The 15,221-nt window shown below is 44.6% G+C and carries 16 protein-coding genes and 1 pseudogene; 13 read left to right on the top strand and 4 right to left on the bottom strand.

Going from position 1 to position 15,221, the window contains the following annotated elements:
* Positions 1-5: 5 nt before the first annotated feature.
* Together VIN08_RS21365 and VIN08_RS21370 are read right to left on the bottom strand one after the other, a co-directional pair.
* The gene (locus VIN08_RS21365) at positions 6-752 is read right to left on the bottom strand and encodes an alpha/beta hydrolase (protein WP_331969497.1); all 747 of its coding nucleotides are present in this window, start codon (positions 750-752) and stop codon (positions 6-8) included.
* Between the two features lie 28 nt (positions 753-780).
* Positions 781-1,251 carry an organic hydroperoxide resistance protein gene (locus VIN08_RS21370; RefSeq protein ID WP_331969499.1) on the bottom strand — a complete coding sequence of 157 codons (471 nt, stop codon included), beginning with the start codon at positions 1,249-1,251 and terminating at the stop codon, positions 781-783.
* A 26-nt stretch (positions 1,252-1,277) separates the two neighbouring features.
* On the opposite strand from VIN08_RS21370, the gene VIN08_RS21375 reads away from it, so the two are divergent.
* The 6 genes and pseudogenes from VIN08_RS21375 to VIN08_RS21400 all read left to right on the top strand — a co-directional run bounded on the left by VIN08_RS21375 (position 1,278) and on the right by VIN08_RS21400 (position 5,124).
* A complete protein-coding gene (locus tag VIN08_RS21375) occupies positions 1,278-1,580 on the top strand; it encodes a hypothetical protein (protein WP_331969502.1) in 303 nt (100 codons plus the stop codon).
* Between the two features lies 1 nt (position 1,581).
* Entirely contained in the window at positions 1,582-2,358 is a 777-nt protein-coding gene (locus VIN08_RS21380) for a DUF1223 domain-containing protein (RefSeq protein ID WP_331969505.1), read from the top strand.
* A 114-nt stretch (positions 2,359-2,472) separates the two neighbouring features.
* Positions 2,473-3,492: a sensor histidine kinase gene (locus VIN08_RS21385; RefSeq protein ID WP_331969508.1), complete on the top strand. Its 1,020-nt coding sequence runs from the start codon at positions 2,473-2,475 to the stop codon at positions 3,490-3,492.
* The gene (locus tag VIN08_RS21390) at positions 3,473-4,237 is read left to right on the top strand and encodes a LytTR family DNA-binding domain-containing protein (protein WP_331969511.1); all 765 of its coding nucleotides are present in this window, start codon (positions 3,473-3,475) and stop codon (positions 4,235-4,237) included. Before VIN08_RS21385 ends, VIN08_RS21390 begins: the two co-directional genes overlap by 20 nt.
* A 21-nt stretch (positions 4,238-4,258) precedes the next feature.
* Positions 4,259-4,477: pseudogene (locus VIN08_RS21395) on the top strand (helix-turn-helix domain-containing protein); the annotation flags it as partial.
* 131 nt (positions 4,478-4,608) lie between these two features.
* Entirely contained in the window at positions 4,609-5,124 is a 516-nt protein-coding gene (locus VIN08_RS21400; RefSeq protein ID WP_331969514.1) for a DinB family protein, read from the top strand.
* Positions 5,125-5,196: 72 nt separating this feature from the next.
* Here VIN08_RS21400 and VIN08_RS21405 read toward each other — a convergent pair whose 3' ends face one another.
* Complete coding sequence (locus VIN08_RS21405) at positions 5,197-7,548, bottom strand: ChbG/HpnK family deacetylase (RefSeq protein ID WP_331969517.1); 2,352 nt, start codon at positions 7,546-7,548, stop codon at positions 5,197-5,199.
* A gap of 389 nt (positions 7,549-7,937) precedes the next feature.
* Here VIN08_RS21405 and VIN08_RS21410 point away from each other — a divergent pair, with 389 nt between their 5' ends.
* Both VIN08_RS21410 and VIN08_RS21415 read left to right on the top strand, forming a co-directional pair.
* Positions 7,938-8,846 (top strand): LysR substrate-binding domain-containing protein, encoded by a 909-nt coding sequence (locus VIN08_RS21410; protein ID WP_331969520.1) that lies wholly within the window; start codon positions 7,938-7,940, stop codon positions 8,844-8,846.
* A gap of 51 nt (positions 8,847-8,897) precedes the next feature.
* Positions 8,898-10,094 (top strand): threonine synthase, encoded by a 1,197-nt coding sequence (locus tag VIN08_RS21415; protein ID WP_331969523.1) that lies wholly within the window; start codon positions 8,898-8,900, stop codon positions 10,092-10,094.
* 53 nt (positions 10,095-10,147) lie between these two features.
* Here the strand turns inward: VIN08_RS21415 and VIN08_RS21420 are convergent, their stop codons facing one another.
* Positions 10,148-10,441, bottom strand: a complete 294-nt coding sequence (locus VIN08_RS21420; RefSeq protein WP_331969526.1) for a YciI family protein — start codon at positions 10,439-10,441, stop codon at positions 10,148-10,150.
* A gap of 232 nt (positions 10,442-10,673) precedes the next feature.
* Here VIN08_RS21420 and VIN08_RS21425 point away from each other — a divergent pair, with 232 nt between their 5' ends.
* Genes VIN08_RS21425 through VIN08_RS21445 form a run of 5 tightly spaced genes read left to right on the top strand, consistent with a single transcriptional unit; the run spans position 10,674 to position 15,209 of the window.
* On the top strand, positions 10,674-11,288 hold the full coding sequence (locus VIN08_RS21425) for a TetR/AcrR family transcriptional regulator (RefSeq protein ID WP_331969529.1): 615 nt from the start codon (positions 10,674-10,676) through the stop codon (positions 11,286-11,288).
* 49 nt (positions 11,289-11,337) lie between these two features.
* Entirely contained in the window at positions 11,338-12,624 is a 1,287-nt protein-coding gene (locus tag VIN08_RS21430; RefSeq protein WP_331969532.1) for a TolC family protein, read from the top strand.
* The gene (locus VIN08_RS21435) at positions 12,605-13,519 is read left to right on the top strand and encodes an HlyD family secretion protein (RefSeq protein WP_331969535.1); all 915 of its coding nucleotides are present in this window, start codon (positions 12,605-12,607) and stop codon (positions 13,517-13,519) included. Before VIN08_RS21430 ends, VIN08_RS21435 begins: the two co-directional genes overlap by 20 nt.
* 5 nt (positions 13,520-13,524) lie before the next feature.
* Positions 13,525-14,472 (top strand): ABC transporter ATP-binding protein, encoded by a 948-nt coding sequence (locus VIN08_RS21440; RefSeq protein WP_331969538.1) that lies wholly within the window; start codon positions 13,525-13,527, stop codon positions 14,470-14,472.
* Positions 14,469-15,209, top strand: a complete 741-nt coding sequence (locus VIN08_RS21445) for an ABC transporter ATP-binding protein (RefSeq protein WP_331969540.1) — start codon at positions 14,469-14,471, stop codon at positions 15,207-15,209. The genes VIN08_RS21440 and VIN08_RS21445 overlap by 4 nt, the downstream gene beginning before the upstream one ends.
* Positions 15,210-15,221: the final 12 nt, after the last annotated feature.

Below are 15,221 nucleotides of genomic sequence, written 5' to 3' on the forward strand. Positions count from 1 at the left end.
AATAATTATTGTGTAATCGACTTTGCTGCCTGATCGATAATCTCGGCAACATCTTTGGCGTGCGAGATAAATACCAGGTGACTTCCTTTGAGCTCGTATACTTTACCACCACTTCGTTTACCCATAAAGCGTTGCAATGATACCGGGAGCGAGTGATCATCCTGCGAGATGATATGCCAGGAAGGCTTGGTCTTCCATGCTATATCCTGAAAGGTATATTGAAAGGCCGCCACCGCTAATGGAACCTGAGAATCTGCCAGGAACTCGGCTTCTTCCTTTGAAAGATCTGCACAAAATCCCTGGTGAAATCTAGCTTTGTCATACCACGCATAACCATCCACCGGAGGTAGCACACCCGATAGCGGATCTGATGGATAGGATTGCAACAACTGCCCCATACTTTCACCTTGCTCTGGCGAGAAAGCTGCTATATATACCAGGCCTGCTACGTTAGCAGCATTACCGGCCTCGGTAATTATACCACCACCATACGAATGGCCCACTAATAACACAGGGCCATTCTGTCTGTCAAGCACACGCTTTGTTGCAGCTACATCATCAGCAAAACCGGTGTTGGGATTTCCCACCACGCTAACATTATATCCTTTCGCTTTCAGGAGAGTATATACTTTATGCCAGCCCGATCCATCGGCAAAAGCTCCATGCACCAGCACGATGTTCTTTACCTGGGCGTACGTATTGATACTCAAAACAAGCGCTGCCAGCAACGCGATTACACTATACTTCTTCATAACTATATATATCGATGTAAATGACTGATTACTCTACTACGTTGATCACCACGTTGATATTACCGCGGGTAGCTTTGGAATAAGGACAAGTTTGATGCGCTTCGTTAACAAGAGCCTGTGCTACATCGGTAGGTATACCGGGAAGACTTACGTTAAGACGAGCCTGCAGAAAATATTTACTGTCGGTTGTATAAAGATCAACCTCGGCATCAACTGCAGGATCATTTACCAGTTTCACATTCAGTTTGATAGCTGCGAGTTTGATGGCGCCTATAAAACAAGCTGACCATCCGGCTGCAAATAATTGCTCAGGATTTGTACCTGCACCTGTTGAGCCCGGTGATGAAAGTTTCACTTCAAGTTTTCCGTCTGTACTGCGGGAAGAACCATCCCTCCCACCGGTAGTATGTGTCTTCCCTGTATAAAGAACTTTTTCCACGTTTGCGTTTACAATGTGTTCAGCTGCATTTGTTGTGATTGTTGTTTGATACTTTTCCATGACTTTGTTGTTTAAATATGCCTCAAATGTATAGCGCGGCATACCCCCGGTTCAATGGAGATCATGGTGAAGTGGACGAATTGGCACCTCGCGTAGACATTCCGAAATGTGACGACACCCGCGAAAAAGCTTCCGGTATTGTCATGCGCATGACGGATGTATATACCTCTCAGAAAGTAACTTTAAACATTCATTGCAAGGGAATTTGCTTATTGGCTATTATGCCTGTTTTACCCCCGCATTTGCCGAACTGGCAACAGTATTCATTTCTTACAGGAAGCCACCGGTATACTTTTGAGAACAAATCATGTATAACACTAAATTTATAGTATGAAATCCATTAGAATATTCGCTGCTGCTGCTGGCATTTGTATAGTACTCATTGCCGCGATCAGCATTCGTGAGGAAAAAACAGAAGATGTTACGATCACTACCGGTAATCCGGGCTTCGCCCTGCTGGAGCTATTTACTTCAGAAGGATGCTCGAGCTGCCCGCCAGCCGATAAATTACTTGAAGAGATCCGCGAGAACTTTCAAAACCAGCCGGTATATATACTAGCCTTTCATGTCGATTACTGGAATCACCTCGGATGGAAAGATCAGTTCAGCAAGGCTGAGTTCACCCAAAGACAACGCCAGTACTCAAGGTGGCTCGGAGTTGGTTCACTCTATACTCCTCAGCTGGTGATCAACGGATCAAAGGAGTTTGTTGGCTCCGACAGGAAAGCTGTACTGGAAGAAGTTACAGCAAACCTTACTACAGCGAAGTCAAATACACTCACACTTCATTGTACGATCGAAGGAAATAAAGCGCTGGTGACTTACGAAGGCGTTGCCCGCGATGAACGTTCTGAACTCGTGCTGGCCCTTGTACAAAAGGCTGCACAAAGCAATGTGAAGGCTGGCGAAAACTCCGGCAGAAAATTATCGCATGTACAAATAGTAAAAAGCCTGGAGCACGTTCGCATCGATCCATCCCAACCGGTAACCCTGACGTTGCCTCCTGACTTTACCACTGCCGACTGGGAACTGATCGGCTTTGTTCAGCAAAAAAGTGATGGTCATGCTTCTATGGCTGGCAGATTTGATTTTGATTCAAAGCGCTAATACTCGGCATAAGAAATGTCTAACTCACGGTCGATATTGTCTAACTCGGCCGTGAGTATCTGTATATATTGTCGGGAGATAGTAACTTAGCACTCACTTTGCAACGACAACCGTATGCTCCAAAAAACATTCAAGCTCTCGAACAAAATCATTTGGCTCTCGTCACTTTTTCTGGGTATACTTTCATCGGTTCCTAAAATTGCCGAGCATCATTTCAATCCTTACGAAGCGCTCGTTAATTCGCTGATCACTTTCTTGTTCTCGCTTTTTATCTGGTATTATAACATCTATACCCTTCCAAAATTTACTTCACGTAATGCTATCAGCGAGTTCTCTGTTGCACGGCTCCTCAAAAGTCTGGTGGTAGGTTTAGGAGTTATGTTTCTGCTGGCTTGCCTGCAACAATACCTGTTAACACATCTCAGCTTTGGCCCCGTAATGCTCATGATAGAAGTAAGAGGTATATTAATCAATCTCACGTTCTACATGTTTCTGCATCTTCTCTACCAAAGTTACCAAAACCAACAGGTGGCAATAGAACTTGAACGTACAAAGTCCGACAATCTCAGTGCACAATACGAGCTCATCAAACAGCAGGTAAATCCTCACTTTCTCTTTAACAGTCTCAACACCCTGAAGTATATGGTGGAGAGTGACGATGCCGGCAGTGTAAACTTTATTCTGAAGCTGTCGGATTTTTACAGATATACTCTGGAAAGCAGGAAGCACAACCTGATCAAACTATCCAAAGAACTGGAAATATTACAATCATACCTGTTTCTGCTGAAAGCTCGTTTTGAAGAAGGAATTGTATTGTCTGTACGCATCGATCAATCGCTATGCCAATCCTATATACCTCCGTTTACATTGCAGCTTCTATTGGAGAATTGTATCAAACACAATATAGTATCACTACAGCATCCACTGGAAATCAATATATACTCCGATGAGCAGTATATTACGGTTGAGAATAAACTTCAACTCAAAAAGACACCCGAAGCTTCTACCGGGCTGGGTCTTGCCAATATTAACCAGCGCTATATTCACCTGCAGGATAAAGAAATACTGATCACCGTAACGGATACTCTATTTACCGTAAAACTTCCTATTATTCATGAAGATCATCATCATTGAAGACGAACTGAAAGCGGCAAAATCGCTGGCCGCTATGATTGAAAAACTACGACCGAATGCTGAGATCATCGCACAGTTGCAAAGTGTTGATAGTACTATAGCCTATCTTTCAGAACACGAGCAGCCCGATCTTATTTTTATGGATGTGCAGCTTTCTGACGGTTTGTGCTTCGAGATATTCAAAGTAATCAAGATCCATTGTCCGATCATATTCTGTACGGCCTTCGGAGAATACGCGATGGATGCTATCAAAGCCAATGGTATAGATTACCTGCTGAAACCTTTTTCGAAAGAACAACTGGAAGAAGCCTTTCTGAAAGTGGAAGGATTTAAAACCTTCTTTCAAAGAAATACACAGCCCGATATGTCGGTCTTTCTCAAAATGATGGGAATGGATGAAGGCAAAAAGAACTTCCTGGTTTTCAGAAGTAACAAATATACCACCGTACCGACCGATCAGATCGCCTACTTCTATATCAAAAACGAACTTGTTACCATCGTAACATTTCAGTCGCAGGAGTATACATTGGATCAAACCATGGAGCAGGTACAGAGCTCGGTCTCTTCCAAACAGTTTTACCGGCTTAACCGACAATATCTTATCAACTTCAGTGCAGTGAAAGAAGTAGAACATTACTTTGCGCGAAAGCTGTTTGTGAAACTATCGATATCGACACCGGAAAAATTATTGATCGGCAAAGAGAAGACCACCACTTTCCTCCAATGGCTGGAAGGTGGTCGGTAATGTTGTGCACGCTTCCATAAACTGGAGCGGTTCGCATACCTCACCGGCCGCAGTCTCTTGGTATTCAAAAAAGATTTCGCGTTACACCGGGTCGCTGGTTAATACAAAAGCGACTGCAGGAAGCTTACTTCCAGATCAACAAAGAAAGGCAGGAAACCTTCTGAAATATACCTTGAACTCGGCTTCGAAGACCTGTCGCATTTTTCATTCGCCTTTAAGAAAAGTTCGGCCAATCGCTAATGAGTTGATCAGACAATCTGTAACAAAGGAGTAGAAAGTAAATTTCTCTGCGACTTGATTCGGCCATACTTATTCTCCTGCTCTTGTCAAACCTGAAAATGATATACTTATCTTTACCTTTTTACTAGAAAATGCACATTCAGTCTTTCAACAAGACAATCGATATCTGGATAGCAGAATTGGATCATTACAACCTTGATCAACTACGCACCAAGCCCGCTCCTGCCAGTTGGTCATTAGGCCAGGTATATATTCATATTATTGATGATACGCATTACTATATCGATCAGATCAAAGCCTGTACACCTTTACAGGTCCATACCAACGATGACGCTACTGACCGTGCAAGGGTAATGCTACTCAATAATGATTTCCCCAATGAAATGATTGAAGGCTCACCAAACAATGACAAGGTTCCGCAACCAGTCAGTATAGATCAGTTACGGAACGGTATGCTTGCACTCAGGGCAGAAATGAACAAAGTTGCGTTGGAGATTTCTAAAGGTGCATTGCCCGGCAAAGCTCAACATCCAGGTTTTAATTATCTCACGGCTAACGAGTGGCTTCAGTTTGCCGAGATGCACATCCGACATCATCTGCGACAGAAGAAAAGGATCGATCTGTTTCTTTCCAGTATAAAATTATAGCTCTAGTTATCCCGCCAAATAAAAAAGGAGTGTCATGCTGCGACACTCCTTTTTAGTATGATGAAAGATCGTTTATTTCTTCGCGCTCAAAACATCTTCATAACTCACCAATGCTATACCTTTTCGAATGATGGCCTCTTTTACTTTTTCGCTGGTAAATATCGTGGTTACATCTTGTCGACCCTGCGCTACATCTTCGTAACCGATATGGTAGATAGCCCTGAGCTCGTCATTATCTATACCGGGATGCTCAACAAATACATAGGTCTTGCCAGCTTCCAGTTTGTCCAGCATATCAATAAAAGCTCGTATACGCTGTTCGGTTGTTTTATTTCGCATATCAAAACCGGTATACGATATAGCCAGCGTCTTTTCTGCATCAACATCTACCATCGGTAAATTATACTCTTTGGCAAGACGCTGTGCCAGTGCCTTTACTTCCGGCGTGAAAGCCGTGCTCATCATGTGTCCGGATATGTGACTCACTTGAGGTATATATTTCCTGGCCATCACGATCTGTGCACGCAATTCTTTCTCTATATCTTCCAGCTTCCAGGGATTATCGACTACCGCTTGTCCCGGGTAGTTTCTGTTTTTGAATATCATCGGGTAAAAATAGCCATCGGCATTCCGGAGGCTTGGGCAATCAGTTAATGGTCGCCATTTTACATTGTCCCATTCGCTGGTAATAGCGAAGTGCAACCCCACATCTACACGCGGATTACGGTTCAGTATCTTTACAGTTTCCGGGAACCATGGAGAAGGTACAATAACTTCGATAGAGGTTTCTATACCCTGGCGATACGATTTGATCAACGCTTCATTGGCCGAATGCGAAAAGCCCATGTCATCACCGCGAATGATCAGCTTCGGAGCATTTGCCACCGGCTTCTTCTCCACGCCTTTCAGATGTAAAGCAATCGACTTGTTAAAGCTGTTCTCAAAATCAAGCGAAGCATATTCTCCATCAAACGTGCAGCGAATAGTTTCTGTATGCGGGCTTTCTATATAGCGAAGTGTAAGCTCCAGTGTTTTATCATCCGCCCAGCGATAACTCTCGGCAATTTTAAAAGGCGATAGTCCCACACGATTATGTTTGGCACGCGCCACCAGGTAAGGTCCGAATTTATCCGTTTCAGCTTTCTCCCATTTACCGGGTGTAAATTGAAATGCATGTGTAGCAGAATCAGTATTCAAGGTTAGCTGACATACACCATTCCTGAAATCCAGACGAAAACTTTCCAGTCGTCTGTCGCTGCTAATGATTCCAAAAGTTTTACCGGTAACAGCAGCTTCCTGCGCAGCGTTTGTTTTACCCGCAGGCAACGGCAGGGCCAGGGCAGCCAGCCGCGCTTTCAGTTCCTTTGCCTTTTTAGCATTGGCCGATAATTTTTCCTTGCTGAATGCCGACAGTATATATTTCCACACGAGGTTCAATTCATTCTGCATGCTCGATGATTCGGAAGTGACAGCGATCACCGCATCATGCTCCGGCAACACGAGTATATATTGACCAAACGCACCATCTGCACGATAAGAATTGTGACGGCTTCGCCACATCTGGTAGCAATAGCCTTGCAACCAATCGCTGGAATCTTTTTTCACTTGTGGCGCTGCTGGATCCTGATCAATCTTGGCAGTGGAAGCTTCTTCTATCCACGTTGCCGGAAGAATCTGTTTACCTTGCCATTGTCCCTTCTGTAAAAACAACTGACCGAACTTGGCCATGTCTTCAGTCTTCAATCGCAAACCCCACCCACCTGTATTTATACCTTTCGCATCCGTTTCCCAATCTATACCTGTTATACCCAGCGGATCGAATAAACGTGGTTTTAAATAATCTGCTATCCTTTGGCCTGTTACCTTCTGCACAATGGCCGACAACGTATAGGTAGCGGCAGAGTTATAGAGAAATTTAGTGCCTGGTTCGTATGCTATAGGAATGCTCAAAAATTTCCGTACCCAGTTTTCTTCACGATTCACATCGCCTGTCGGGTCCGTTGCCTGCCCTACACTCATAGACAGTAAATGTTTGATACGAAGATCTGCGAGGTAAGGGCTTATCTCTACAGGTGCATCCTCCGGGAAAAATGAAATGACTTTATCTTCTACGCTCAGTTTGTTTTCTGCTACAGCAAATCCTACTGCAGTGGCTGTAAAACTTTTACTTACCGAATAGAGTGTATGTTTCAGATCAGCACGATACGGGTTCCACCAACCCTCTGCCACTACTTTACCATGACGCAGAATCATAATGCTATGAAACTCATGATTCGTTTTGGCAGCGGCATCCAGGAAGTTAATGATCGCCTGTGAAGAAACATCTTCTGCTTCCGGTGTACTACTTCGCGGAAGCGATGTTGTTTGGGCGAATACCTGGATCGCCAGTAAAAATAAAACAAGTGTATTTCTGAAATGAGTCATGACGGGTATTGATCGTTGTATTTTCAAGTAACAAAATTCGACAACAAGTTCCTTGTACTATTTTATGAAATAGCTCCCGGTTTGCCGAGGTCTGTGCGCGAAGAGTGTGCGTGTAAATCCCATGGCACGAAGAACACCAGGAAGGCACAGCGTTTCGCAGAAATCATAAAGAAAATTTCGTCTGGCACTATCAGGCAAAGGTGTAGCTGCCAGATTACATTTTCTCCCAGCGGCTAACAACCGGAAGCCGGCAGCGAATGCAAAGCGGAAATAAAGAAGTGACACTTACCTGTAACCTGCTATGTATATTTACTGGTGAATTGCTGCCGGAAACAGTAACGTTGCAGCGGTTATAACTTTCTTCCGGCACCTATCATTACTATAGCACTATGCTTTCATTCAAGCACGAAGTCTTCCTCGAAGTTGCCCGGCAATTAAGCTTTACCAAGGCAAGCCAGGTACTATATATCAGCCAGCCGGCCATTACCAAACACATTCAGCAACTGGAAGAACAGTATAAAGCGAGTCTGTTCGAACGCAAGGGAAGCCAGATATCACTCACAGAAGCCGGTCGTATATTGCTCGACTTCATTCAACGCGCCAAGGCTATTGAAAAACAGCTGGAGTATGAGATCAACACCTATCGGGATAAATTTCACGCCAAAGGCGAATTGAAACTCGGTGCCAGCACAACGGTAGCCCTATATATTATACCGCCTATACTTTCAACGTTCAGGCGCAAGTTTCCGGATGTGCGCATCAGTCTCGTAAACCGGAATACAGAGAATGTGTTGAAGGCGATGCTCGATCACGAGATTGACCTGGGTATTATAGAAGGTAAAAACAAGATGTCGATGGTAAATAGCGAGTCATTTATAGCAGACGAGATTATACCGGTTTGCTCCTCGCAAAGTTACCTCGCTAAAAAGATCAAGTATTCCATCGATGACTTAAGGACAATGCCGATCGCCTTGCGCGAGCGGGGTTCGGGTACACTCTCCGTGGTAAAACATGTACTCGGCAGTCATGGTATAAAAATGACAGATCTCAATATTACCATGCGCCTGGGCGGCACAGAAGCACTCAAAAACTTTGTATTGGCCGATGATAGTTTAGGATTTCTCTCCAGTCGTGCTGTATCAAAAGAACTGGCAGCCGGTGAACTGGTAAGACTATATATTGATAATCTTTCGATGATCCGTCATTTTTACTTTATCCAGCGGCATGGTGATGAGAACCATGGACTTAACGATGCCTTTATCAAATTCTCGAAGAACCACTATAACATGAAGTTATAAAGGATAACAAATCAGTATTAGTGACGGAATATACTTCGCTATACTTTCGCTTTGGCATTTGAGGCCAGAGGTATGATTGCGCAGAAGCAGATTTCAAGAATATCCGTATTACAATGTTCCCGATGCGATAAAGTATATCCGCTCGATCAGGCAAATACTTTCGCATCGTGCGAACAGTGTGAGAAGGCTCCGCTGGTATGTGAGTACGATGTATTCTCCGGGCTTTCACGGAAAGATATAGATCACAGTGAACGATCGATGTGGCGGTATTTTGAAATGCTGCCGGTGTTCGACCGGAAGAACATTGTTACACTGGGTGAAGGCTGGACTCCCCTGCTTCCACTCGAGCGTCTCGGAAATATAGTGGGCATGCAGCAGCTATATTTAAAAGATGAATCGCTTAACCCTACCGGTTCATTCAAAGCACGCGGCCTTAGTATGGCCATTTCCAAAGCAAAAGAACTCGGCATAAACAATTGCATTATACCTACAGCCGGCAATGCCGGTGGTGCGATGGCGGCCTACTGTGCACGTGCAGGAATGACGGCTACTGTAGTCATGCCTCGCCATACGCCTCAGGCTTTTAAAACCGAGTGCGAATATTTCGGAGCCAAACTTATACTGGTAGATGGTCTCATCAACGACTGCGCAAAGAAAGTTGCAGAGCTCAATGCCGACAAGCAATACTTCGATGTGTCTACTATGAAAGAGCCGTATCGCCTGGAAGGTAAAAAGACCATGGGTTATGAAATTGCCGAACAGTTTCATTGGGAATTACCCGATGTTATACTATATCCCACCGGTGGTGGCACTGGCCTCATTGGCATGTGGAAAGCATTTCGTGAAATGATGGAGATGGGCTGGATAGGAAGTAAAATGCCACGACTCATTGCCGTGCAATCTGAAAATTGCAAGCCGGTAGAAGATGTTTTCTTTCATCGTAAGCCTGAAGGTCCCAGTAGACCCACCGTTGCCAATGGGTTAGCTGTGCCATTCCCTTTTGCTGATAAAATGATTCAGCAGGTGTTGCACGAAACTGCCGGCACGGCTATATCCGTACCTGAGAGAGAAATTATACCCTGCGTACGTCAGATGGCTGCTACCGAGGGATTGTTTATTTCTCCCGAAGGAGCCACTTTATTATCTGCACTCAAGATTATGCTCACTACCCAGGAAATTAATCCGGAGAGCCGGGTACTGCTGCTGAATACAGGCTCGGGCTATAAGTATATTGAAAGCATGATGTAAGCCTGCTGGCATATATACCACTATATATACAGCCGGCAAACACAGATATATACTTACGAGCGTATCAAACCCAGCCGCATCGGTATCAGTTCAAAAGTATTCAGCCCTGTTTTTATAGCAGGGTCTTCCTTCGATACACGTTCGGCAGCTTCCGGAGTATCTACTTCCATGATGCCGAGTCCCCAGACACCTTGGGGATCGAACACAGGCCCGAACACTACACCGATTTTATCCTTTACCAGGTTGTTCCAGTATTCAATATGCTGCTGCATAATAGCTCTCTCCTGCTCAGTCATATCCTGTGCAAAAGTCGGGCGCGGTGGAATAAGTTTGTATAAGAAAAACATAGCTGTATAATTCCGTGTTTACACAAATTACCGGAAATGTATTTCGGGTAATCCCTATAAAGATCTCGCAATTCTTCGATCTGCACAACCGATACTCCGGTTTCATTCTCCAAATTCCGGCTTTAAACTCATATTGACGGATTGGAAATGCAATTTTAATCAAATGATTAAAAAATTTGATTAAAACAGAAACCCCGTTACCTTTGTTCCGTTATACTCACACGAAATCGTCATGGCGAAAAAGAAAATAGCAGAAGGTGATACTTCTGCAGAAGAGAAAATAAAAGAAGCTGCCCGTAAAGTATTTATGACAAAAGGTTATGCCGCTACCCGCACACGCGATATAGCAGAAGAAGCGGGCCTCAACCTGGCGTTGCTGAATTACTATTTCCGCAGCAAAGAGAAACTCTTTGAGATTGTAATGATGGAAAAAATACAGAAGCTCTTTGGTATACTCGCTCCCGTTCTGAACGATGAGAGTACAACACTGGAGCAGAAAATTGAACAGGTTGTAAACAACTACCTGGATATGCTGCAGGTAAATCCGGATCTTCCGCTCTTTGTTATGAGCGAGATACGCAATGAACCGGAGCGTTTTGCCAACAAAATACAGGCCGGTAAACTTATACGCGACTCATACATGGTAAAGCAATTGAAAGAGAAAAGGCCCGATATAAACCCGCTGCACTTTATTGTGAGCCTGCTGGGTATGACGCTGTTTCCGTTCATAGCCAAACCTGTGCTGGAGTCTGCTATGAACATAAGTCCGAAAGCATATCAGACTATGATGGAAGAGCGGAGAGACTATATACCGCGATGGATCAAATCCATGCTGAAGACGCGCTAATTTTTTTGCTCTTTTATTAATCAAATGATTAAAACAAATAATTAAAAATATGCGAACCATTCCCATCCTTCTCTCCTGCTGCTGGTACCTGGTATTGGTGTTGCCTGCACACGCGCAAGCCGACTACCCGCTTACGCTGGAGGAATGCTATACGCTTGCCGAACAGAATTACCCGCTTACCAAACAACGGGAACTGATACGACAGAGTCGTGAGTATTCTGTCGACAATGTTTTGAAAGGATATCTTCCGCAATTCAGTATCAATGGACAGGCTTCTTATCAGTCTGATGTGACTCAGATACCCATCAAAGTTCCCGGTACGGATATACATGTACTCAGCAAAGACCAGTATAAAGTATATGCGGAAGTAAACCAGGTAGTATACGATGGCGGTGCCACCCGCCAGCAACAACATGCGCAGGAAATGAATGCACTGGTAGAAGAACAGAAGCTGGATGTAGAACTATATAAACTTCGCGAGCGGATCAACCAGCTATACTTTGGCGTTCTGCTAACCGATGAGCAGCTATTGCAAAATGAGTTATTGAAAAATGATATAAACATTGGTCTGAAAAAAACACAGGCGGCTATTGATAATGGAACCGCGTTTAAAAGCCGGGCCGATGTATTGAGAGCCGAACTGCTGAAAGCCAATCAACGTACCACAGAACTTGTCGCCATGCGCAAAGCTTACCTCGATGTGCTGGGACTCTTTTTGAACCGATCATTGCCAGATGTAACTACGCTGGCGAAACCAGTGGTGCTTACACTCTCCAACGAGATCCATCGCCCGGAGCTGAAGCTATATGATTTTCAGAACACCAGTATAGATATACAGCGCGAACTCATCAGCGTTAAGAACCGGCCTCGCCTCAGCCTCTTCCTGCAAGGTGGTTACGGACGGCCTGCGCTGAATATGTTAAGCAACAGCTTTGAATCGTATTATATAGGTGGTGCCCGATTGAGCTGGTCGCTCTCAGGATTATATACTTCCAGAAAAGAAAAAGCGATCCTCAACAACTCCAGTCGCACAATACAATTGCAGCGCGAAACATTTTTGTTTAACACCCATGCATCACTCAGACAACAAAATGCAGAGATCATCAAGCTTCAACAGTTACTACAATCCGATGATGAGATCATTACCCTGCGTGAAAGTGTAAAGACAGCAGCCTCGGCACAACTGGAAAATGGCGTGATCGATACCAGCGATTACCTCCGTGAGGTGAATGCAGAAGACCAGTCACGACAAACAAAGATCTATCACCAGATACAATTACTCCTCGCACAATACAATCAACAAACTATAGTCGGTAATGAATCAATCCATGAATAACACCATGAAAAATATAGCAGGTATACTTACAACGGCCCTCCTGGTGGCAGCATGCAATGGCGACAAAAATCTTTACGATGCCTCCGGTACATTTGAAGCCGTAGAAACCATTGTATCAGCAGAAGCTACCGGTACAATCCGCACACTGTTGCTGGAAGAAGGGCAGTTGCTCCACGCAGGCCAATCTGTTGGCAGTATCGATAGTGTTCAACTCTATCTGAAGAAAAAACAATTGCAGGCCCAGATACTCGCAGTGCTTAGCAAGCGTCCGGATATAGGTTCGCAGGTGGCATCCCTTCGCGAACAATTGAAACAGGCTGAGCGCGAACAGCAACGTATCACACGCCTGTTAAAAGCTGATGCTGCTACGCAAAAACAACTGGATGATGCCAACGCACAGATCGCTATTATACAGAAACAGATTGAAGGTATACAATCATCGCTCAGTATAACTTCTTCCAGTTTAAATGAAGAAACATCGCCATTGCAAGTGCAAATCGAACAACTCAACGATCAGCTTCACAAATGCAGGATCATCAACCCGATCGAAGGCACTGTACTGACGAAATATACCGAAGCCAACGAGATGGCCACCACCGGGAAACCGCTCTATAAAATTGCTGATATAGCCACTATAACCTTGCGTGCCTATGTAACCGGTGATCAGTTTGCCAGCATAAAACTTAATCAAAAAGTACATGTGCTGGTGGATACCGATAAAGATAATTATAAGACCTATGAAGGAACGATTGAATGGATTAGTGACAAAGCTGAATTTACTCCAAAAACCATTCAGACAAAAGACGAGCGTGCCAACCTGGTATATGCCGTAAAGATCCGCGTAAAGAACGATGGCTTCCTGAAGATCGGCATGTATGGCGAAGTAAAATTATAGTATACATGCTATCCACAAACACCTATAGTATGCAGGCAAGTACACCGGCTATCGTGATCAGCGAGCTCACCAAAACATACGGCAAAGAAAAAGCCGTGGCAGTCGATAAGGTTTCGCTGACGGTTAACAAAGGTGAACTCTTCGGATTGATCGGTCCTGATGGTGCTGGCAAAACGAGTATATTCCGCATGCTCACAACGGTATTGCTACCGGACGGTGGCAATGCTTCGGTAGATGGCTACGATATTGTGAAGCAATACCGGGAAATTCGTCAGACCGTTGGGTATATGCCCGGTAAGTTCTCGCTATACTCCGATCTTACTATTGCCGAGAATCTTAATTTCTTTGCAACGGTATTCAACACCTCGGTAGAAGAGAACTATGCGCTGATCAAAGATATATATGTACAGCTCGAACGCTTCCGCGATCGCAGAGCCGGTAAACTTTCCGGGGGTATGAAACAAAAGCTGGCACTGTGTTGTGCGCTCATCCACAAGCCTACGGTATTATTTCTCGATGAGCCCACCACCGGTGTTGATCCCGTATCGCGCAAGGAATTTTGGGAAATGCTGAAGCGACTACAGGAACAAAATATTACCATCCTGGTATCAACACCCTATATGGACGAAGCTACGCTTTGCGATCGCATCGCCCTGATACAGGAAGGACATATACTCTCCATTGATACTCCGCAAAATATAGTGGCATCATATCCTGATCCGCTATATGCCGTGCGCGCCAGCAATATGGCTACACTGCTGAAAGCGCTGCACGATGCTCCCGGTATTATGAACAGCTATGCTTTTGGTGAATATGCCCATGCATCGTTTCACAACGCACCGGATATGCGCATGCTGGAAAATTACCTGTGGTCGAAAGGCCTGGAAGACACCGAGATCAAACCGGTTACAGCATCTATCGAAGATTGCTTCATCAAACTTCTAAAGAAATGACAGACGCTGTTATCAAAACAGAAAAACTTACCAAGCGCTTCGGCAATTTCATTGCTACGAATGAAATCACGCTGCAGGTATATCCGGGCGAGATATTCGGATTCCTGGGAGCTAACGGTGCCGGTAAGACAACAGCTATGCGTATGTTGTGCGGCTTATCTATACCGTCATCGGGCAGCGCTGCCATTGCAGGCTTTGATGTATATAAACAAACGGAGCAGATCAAGAAAAATATAGGCTATATGAGCCAGCGCTTCTCGCTATATGAAGACCTGACGGTATTGGAGAACATACATTTCTTCGGAGGTATATATGGCCTGAGCGATGCAGCACTCAAGCAAAAAAGCGAGGAGCTCATTACACAACTCGGTTTGCAAAGTGAAGCGAAGAAACTTGTTGGAGGATTACCCCTGGGATGGAAACAAAAGTTATCATTCTCGGTAGCCGTTATCCATCAACCGAAGATTGTATTCCTCGATGAGCCTACCGGTGGTGTTGACCCGGTTACACGCAGACAATTCTGGGATCTGATCTACGATGCTGCCGCTAAAGGTGTTACCATCTTTGTAACGACACACTATATGGATGAAGCCGAATATTGTAATCGCATTTCTATTATGGTGGATGGCAGGATTGAAGCACTTGATACACCACGCAACCTGAAGCAACGTTTTCAGGCCGACTCTATGGATGATGTATTCTATCAACTGGCACGTGGTGCCAAACGCAGTGATTAACCCGCTATAGTA

Source organism: Ohtaekwangia sp., from assembly GCF_036568665.1.
Classification (GTDB): Bacteria; Bacteroidota; Bacteroidia; order Cytophagales; family Cyclobacteriaceae; genus Ohtaekwangia.

Bases quoted from the DNA above. Each gene is read 5' to 3' on its own strand.
- VIN08_RS21365 (WP_331969497.1), bottom strand. From the start codon at position 752: ATGAAGAAGTATAGTGTAATCGCGTTGCTGGCAGCGCTTGTTTTGAGT.
- VIN08_RS21370 (WP_331969499.1), bottom strand. From the start codon at position 1,251: ATGGAAAAGTATCAAACAACAATCACAACAAATGCAGCTGAACACATT.
- VIN08_RS21375 (WP_331969502.1), top strand. From the start codon at position 1,278: ATGTATAGCGCGGCATACCCCCGGTTCAATGGAGATCATGGTGAAGTG.
- VIN08_RS21380 (WP_331969505.1), top strand. From the start codon at position 1,582: ATGAAATCCATTAGAATATTCGCTGCTGCTGCTGGCATTTGTATAGTA.
- VIN08_RS21385 (WP_331969508.1), top strand. From the start codon at position 2,473: ATGCTCCAAAAAACATTCAAGCTCTCGAACAAAATCATTTGGCTCTCG.
- VIN08_RS21390 (WP_331969511.1), top strand. From the start codon at position 3,473: ATGAAGATCATCATCATTGAAGACGAACTGAAAGCGGCAAAATCGCTG.
- VIN08_RS21400 (WP_331969514.1), top strand. From the start codon at position 4,609: ATGCACATTCAGTCTTTCAACAAGACAATCGATATCTGGATAGCAGAA.
- VIN08_RS21405 (WP_331969517.1), bottom strand. From the start codon at position 7,548: ATGACTCATTTCAGAAATACACTTGTTTTATTTTTACTGGCGATCCAG.
- VIN08_RS21410 (WP_331969520.1), top strand. From the start codon at position 7,938: ATGCTTTCATTCAAGCACGAAGTCTTCCTCGAAGTTGCCCGGCAATTA.
- VIN08_RS21420 (WP_331969526.1), bottom strand. From the start codon at position 10,441: ATGTTTTTCTTATACAAACTTATTCCACCGCGCCCGACTTTTGCACAG.
- VIN08_RS21425 (WP_331969529.1), top strand. From the start codon at position 10,674: ATGGCGAAAAAGAAAATAGCAGAAGGTGATACTTCTGCAGAAGAGAAA.
- VIN08_RS21430 (WP_331969532.1), top strand. From the start codon at position 11,338: ATGCGAACCATTCCCATCCTTCTCTCCTGCTGCTGGTACCTGGTATTG.
- VIN08_RS21435 (WP_331969535.1), top strand. From the start codon at position 12,605: ATGAATCAATCCATGAATAACACCATGAAAAATATAGCAGGTATACTT.
- VIN08_RS21440 (WP_331969538.1), top strand. From the start codon at position 13,525: ATGCTATCCACAAACACCTATAGTATGCAGGCAAGTACACCGGCTATC.
- VIN08_RS21445 (WP_331969540.1), top strand. From the start codon at position 14,469: ATGACAGACGCTGTTATCAAAACAGAAAAACTTACCAAGCGCTTCGGC.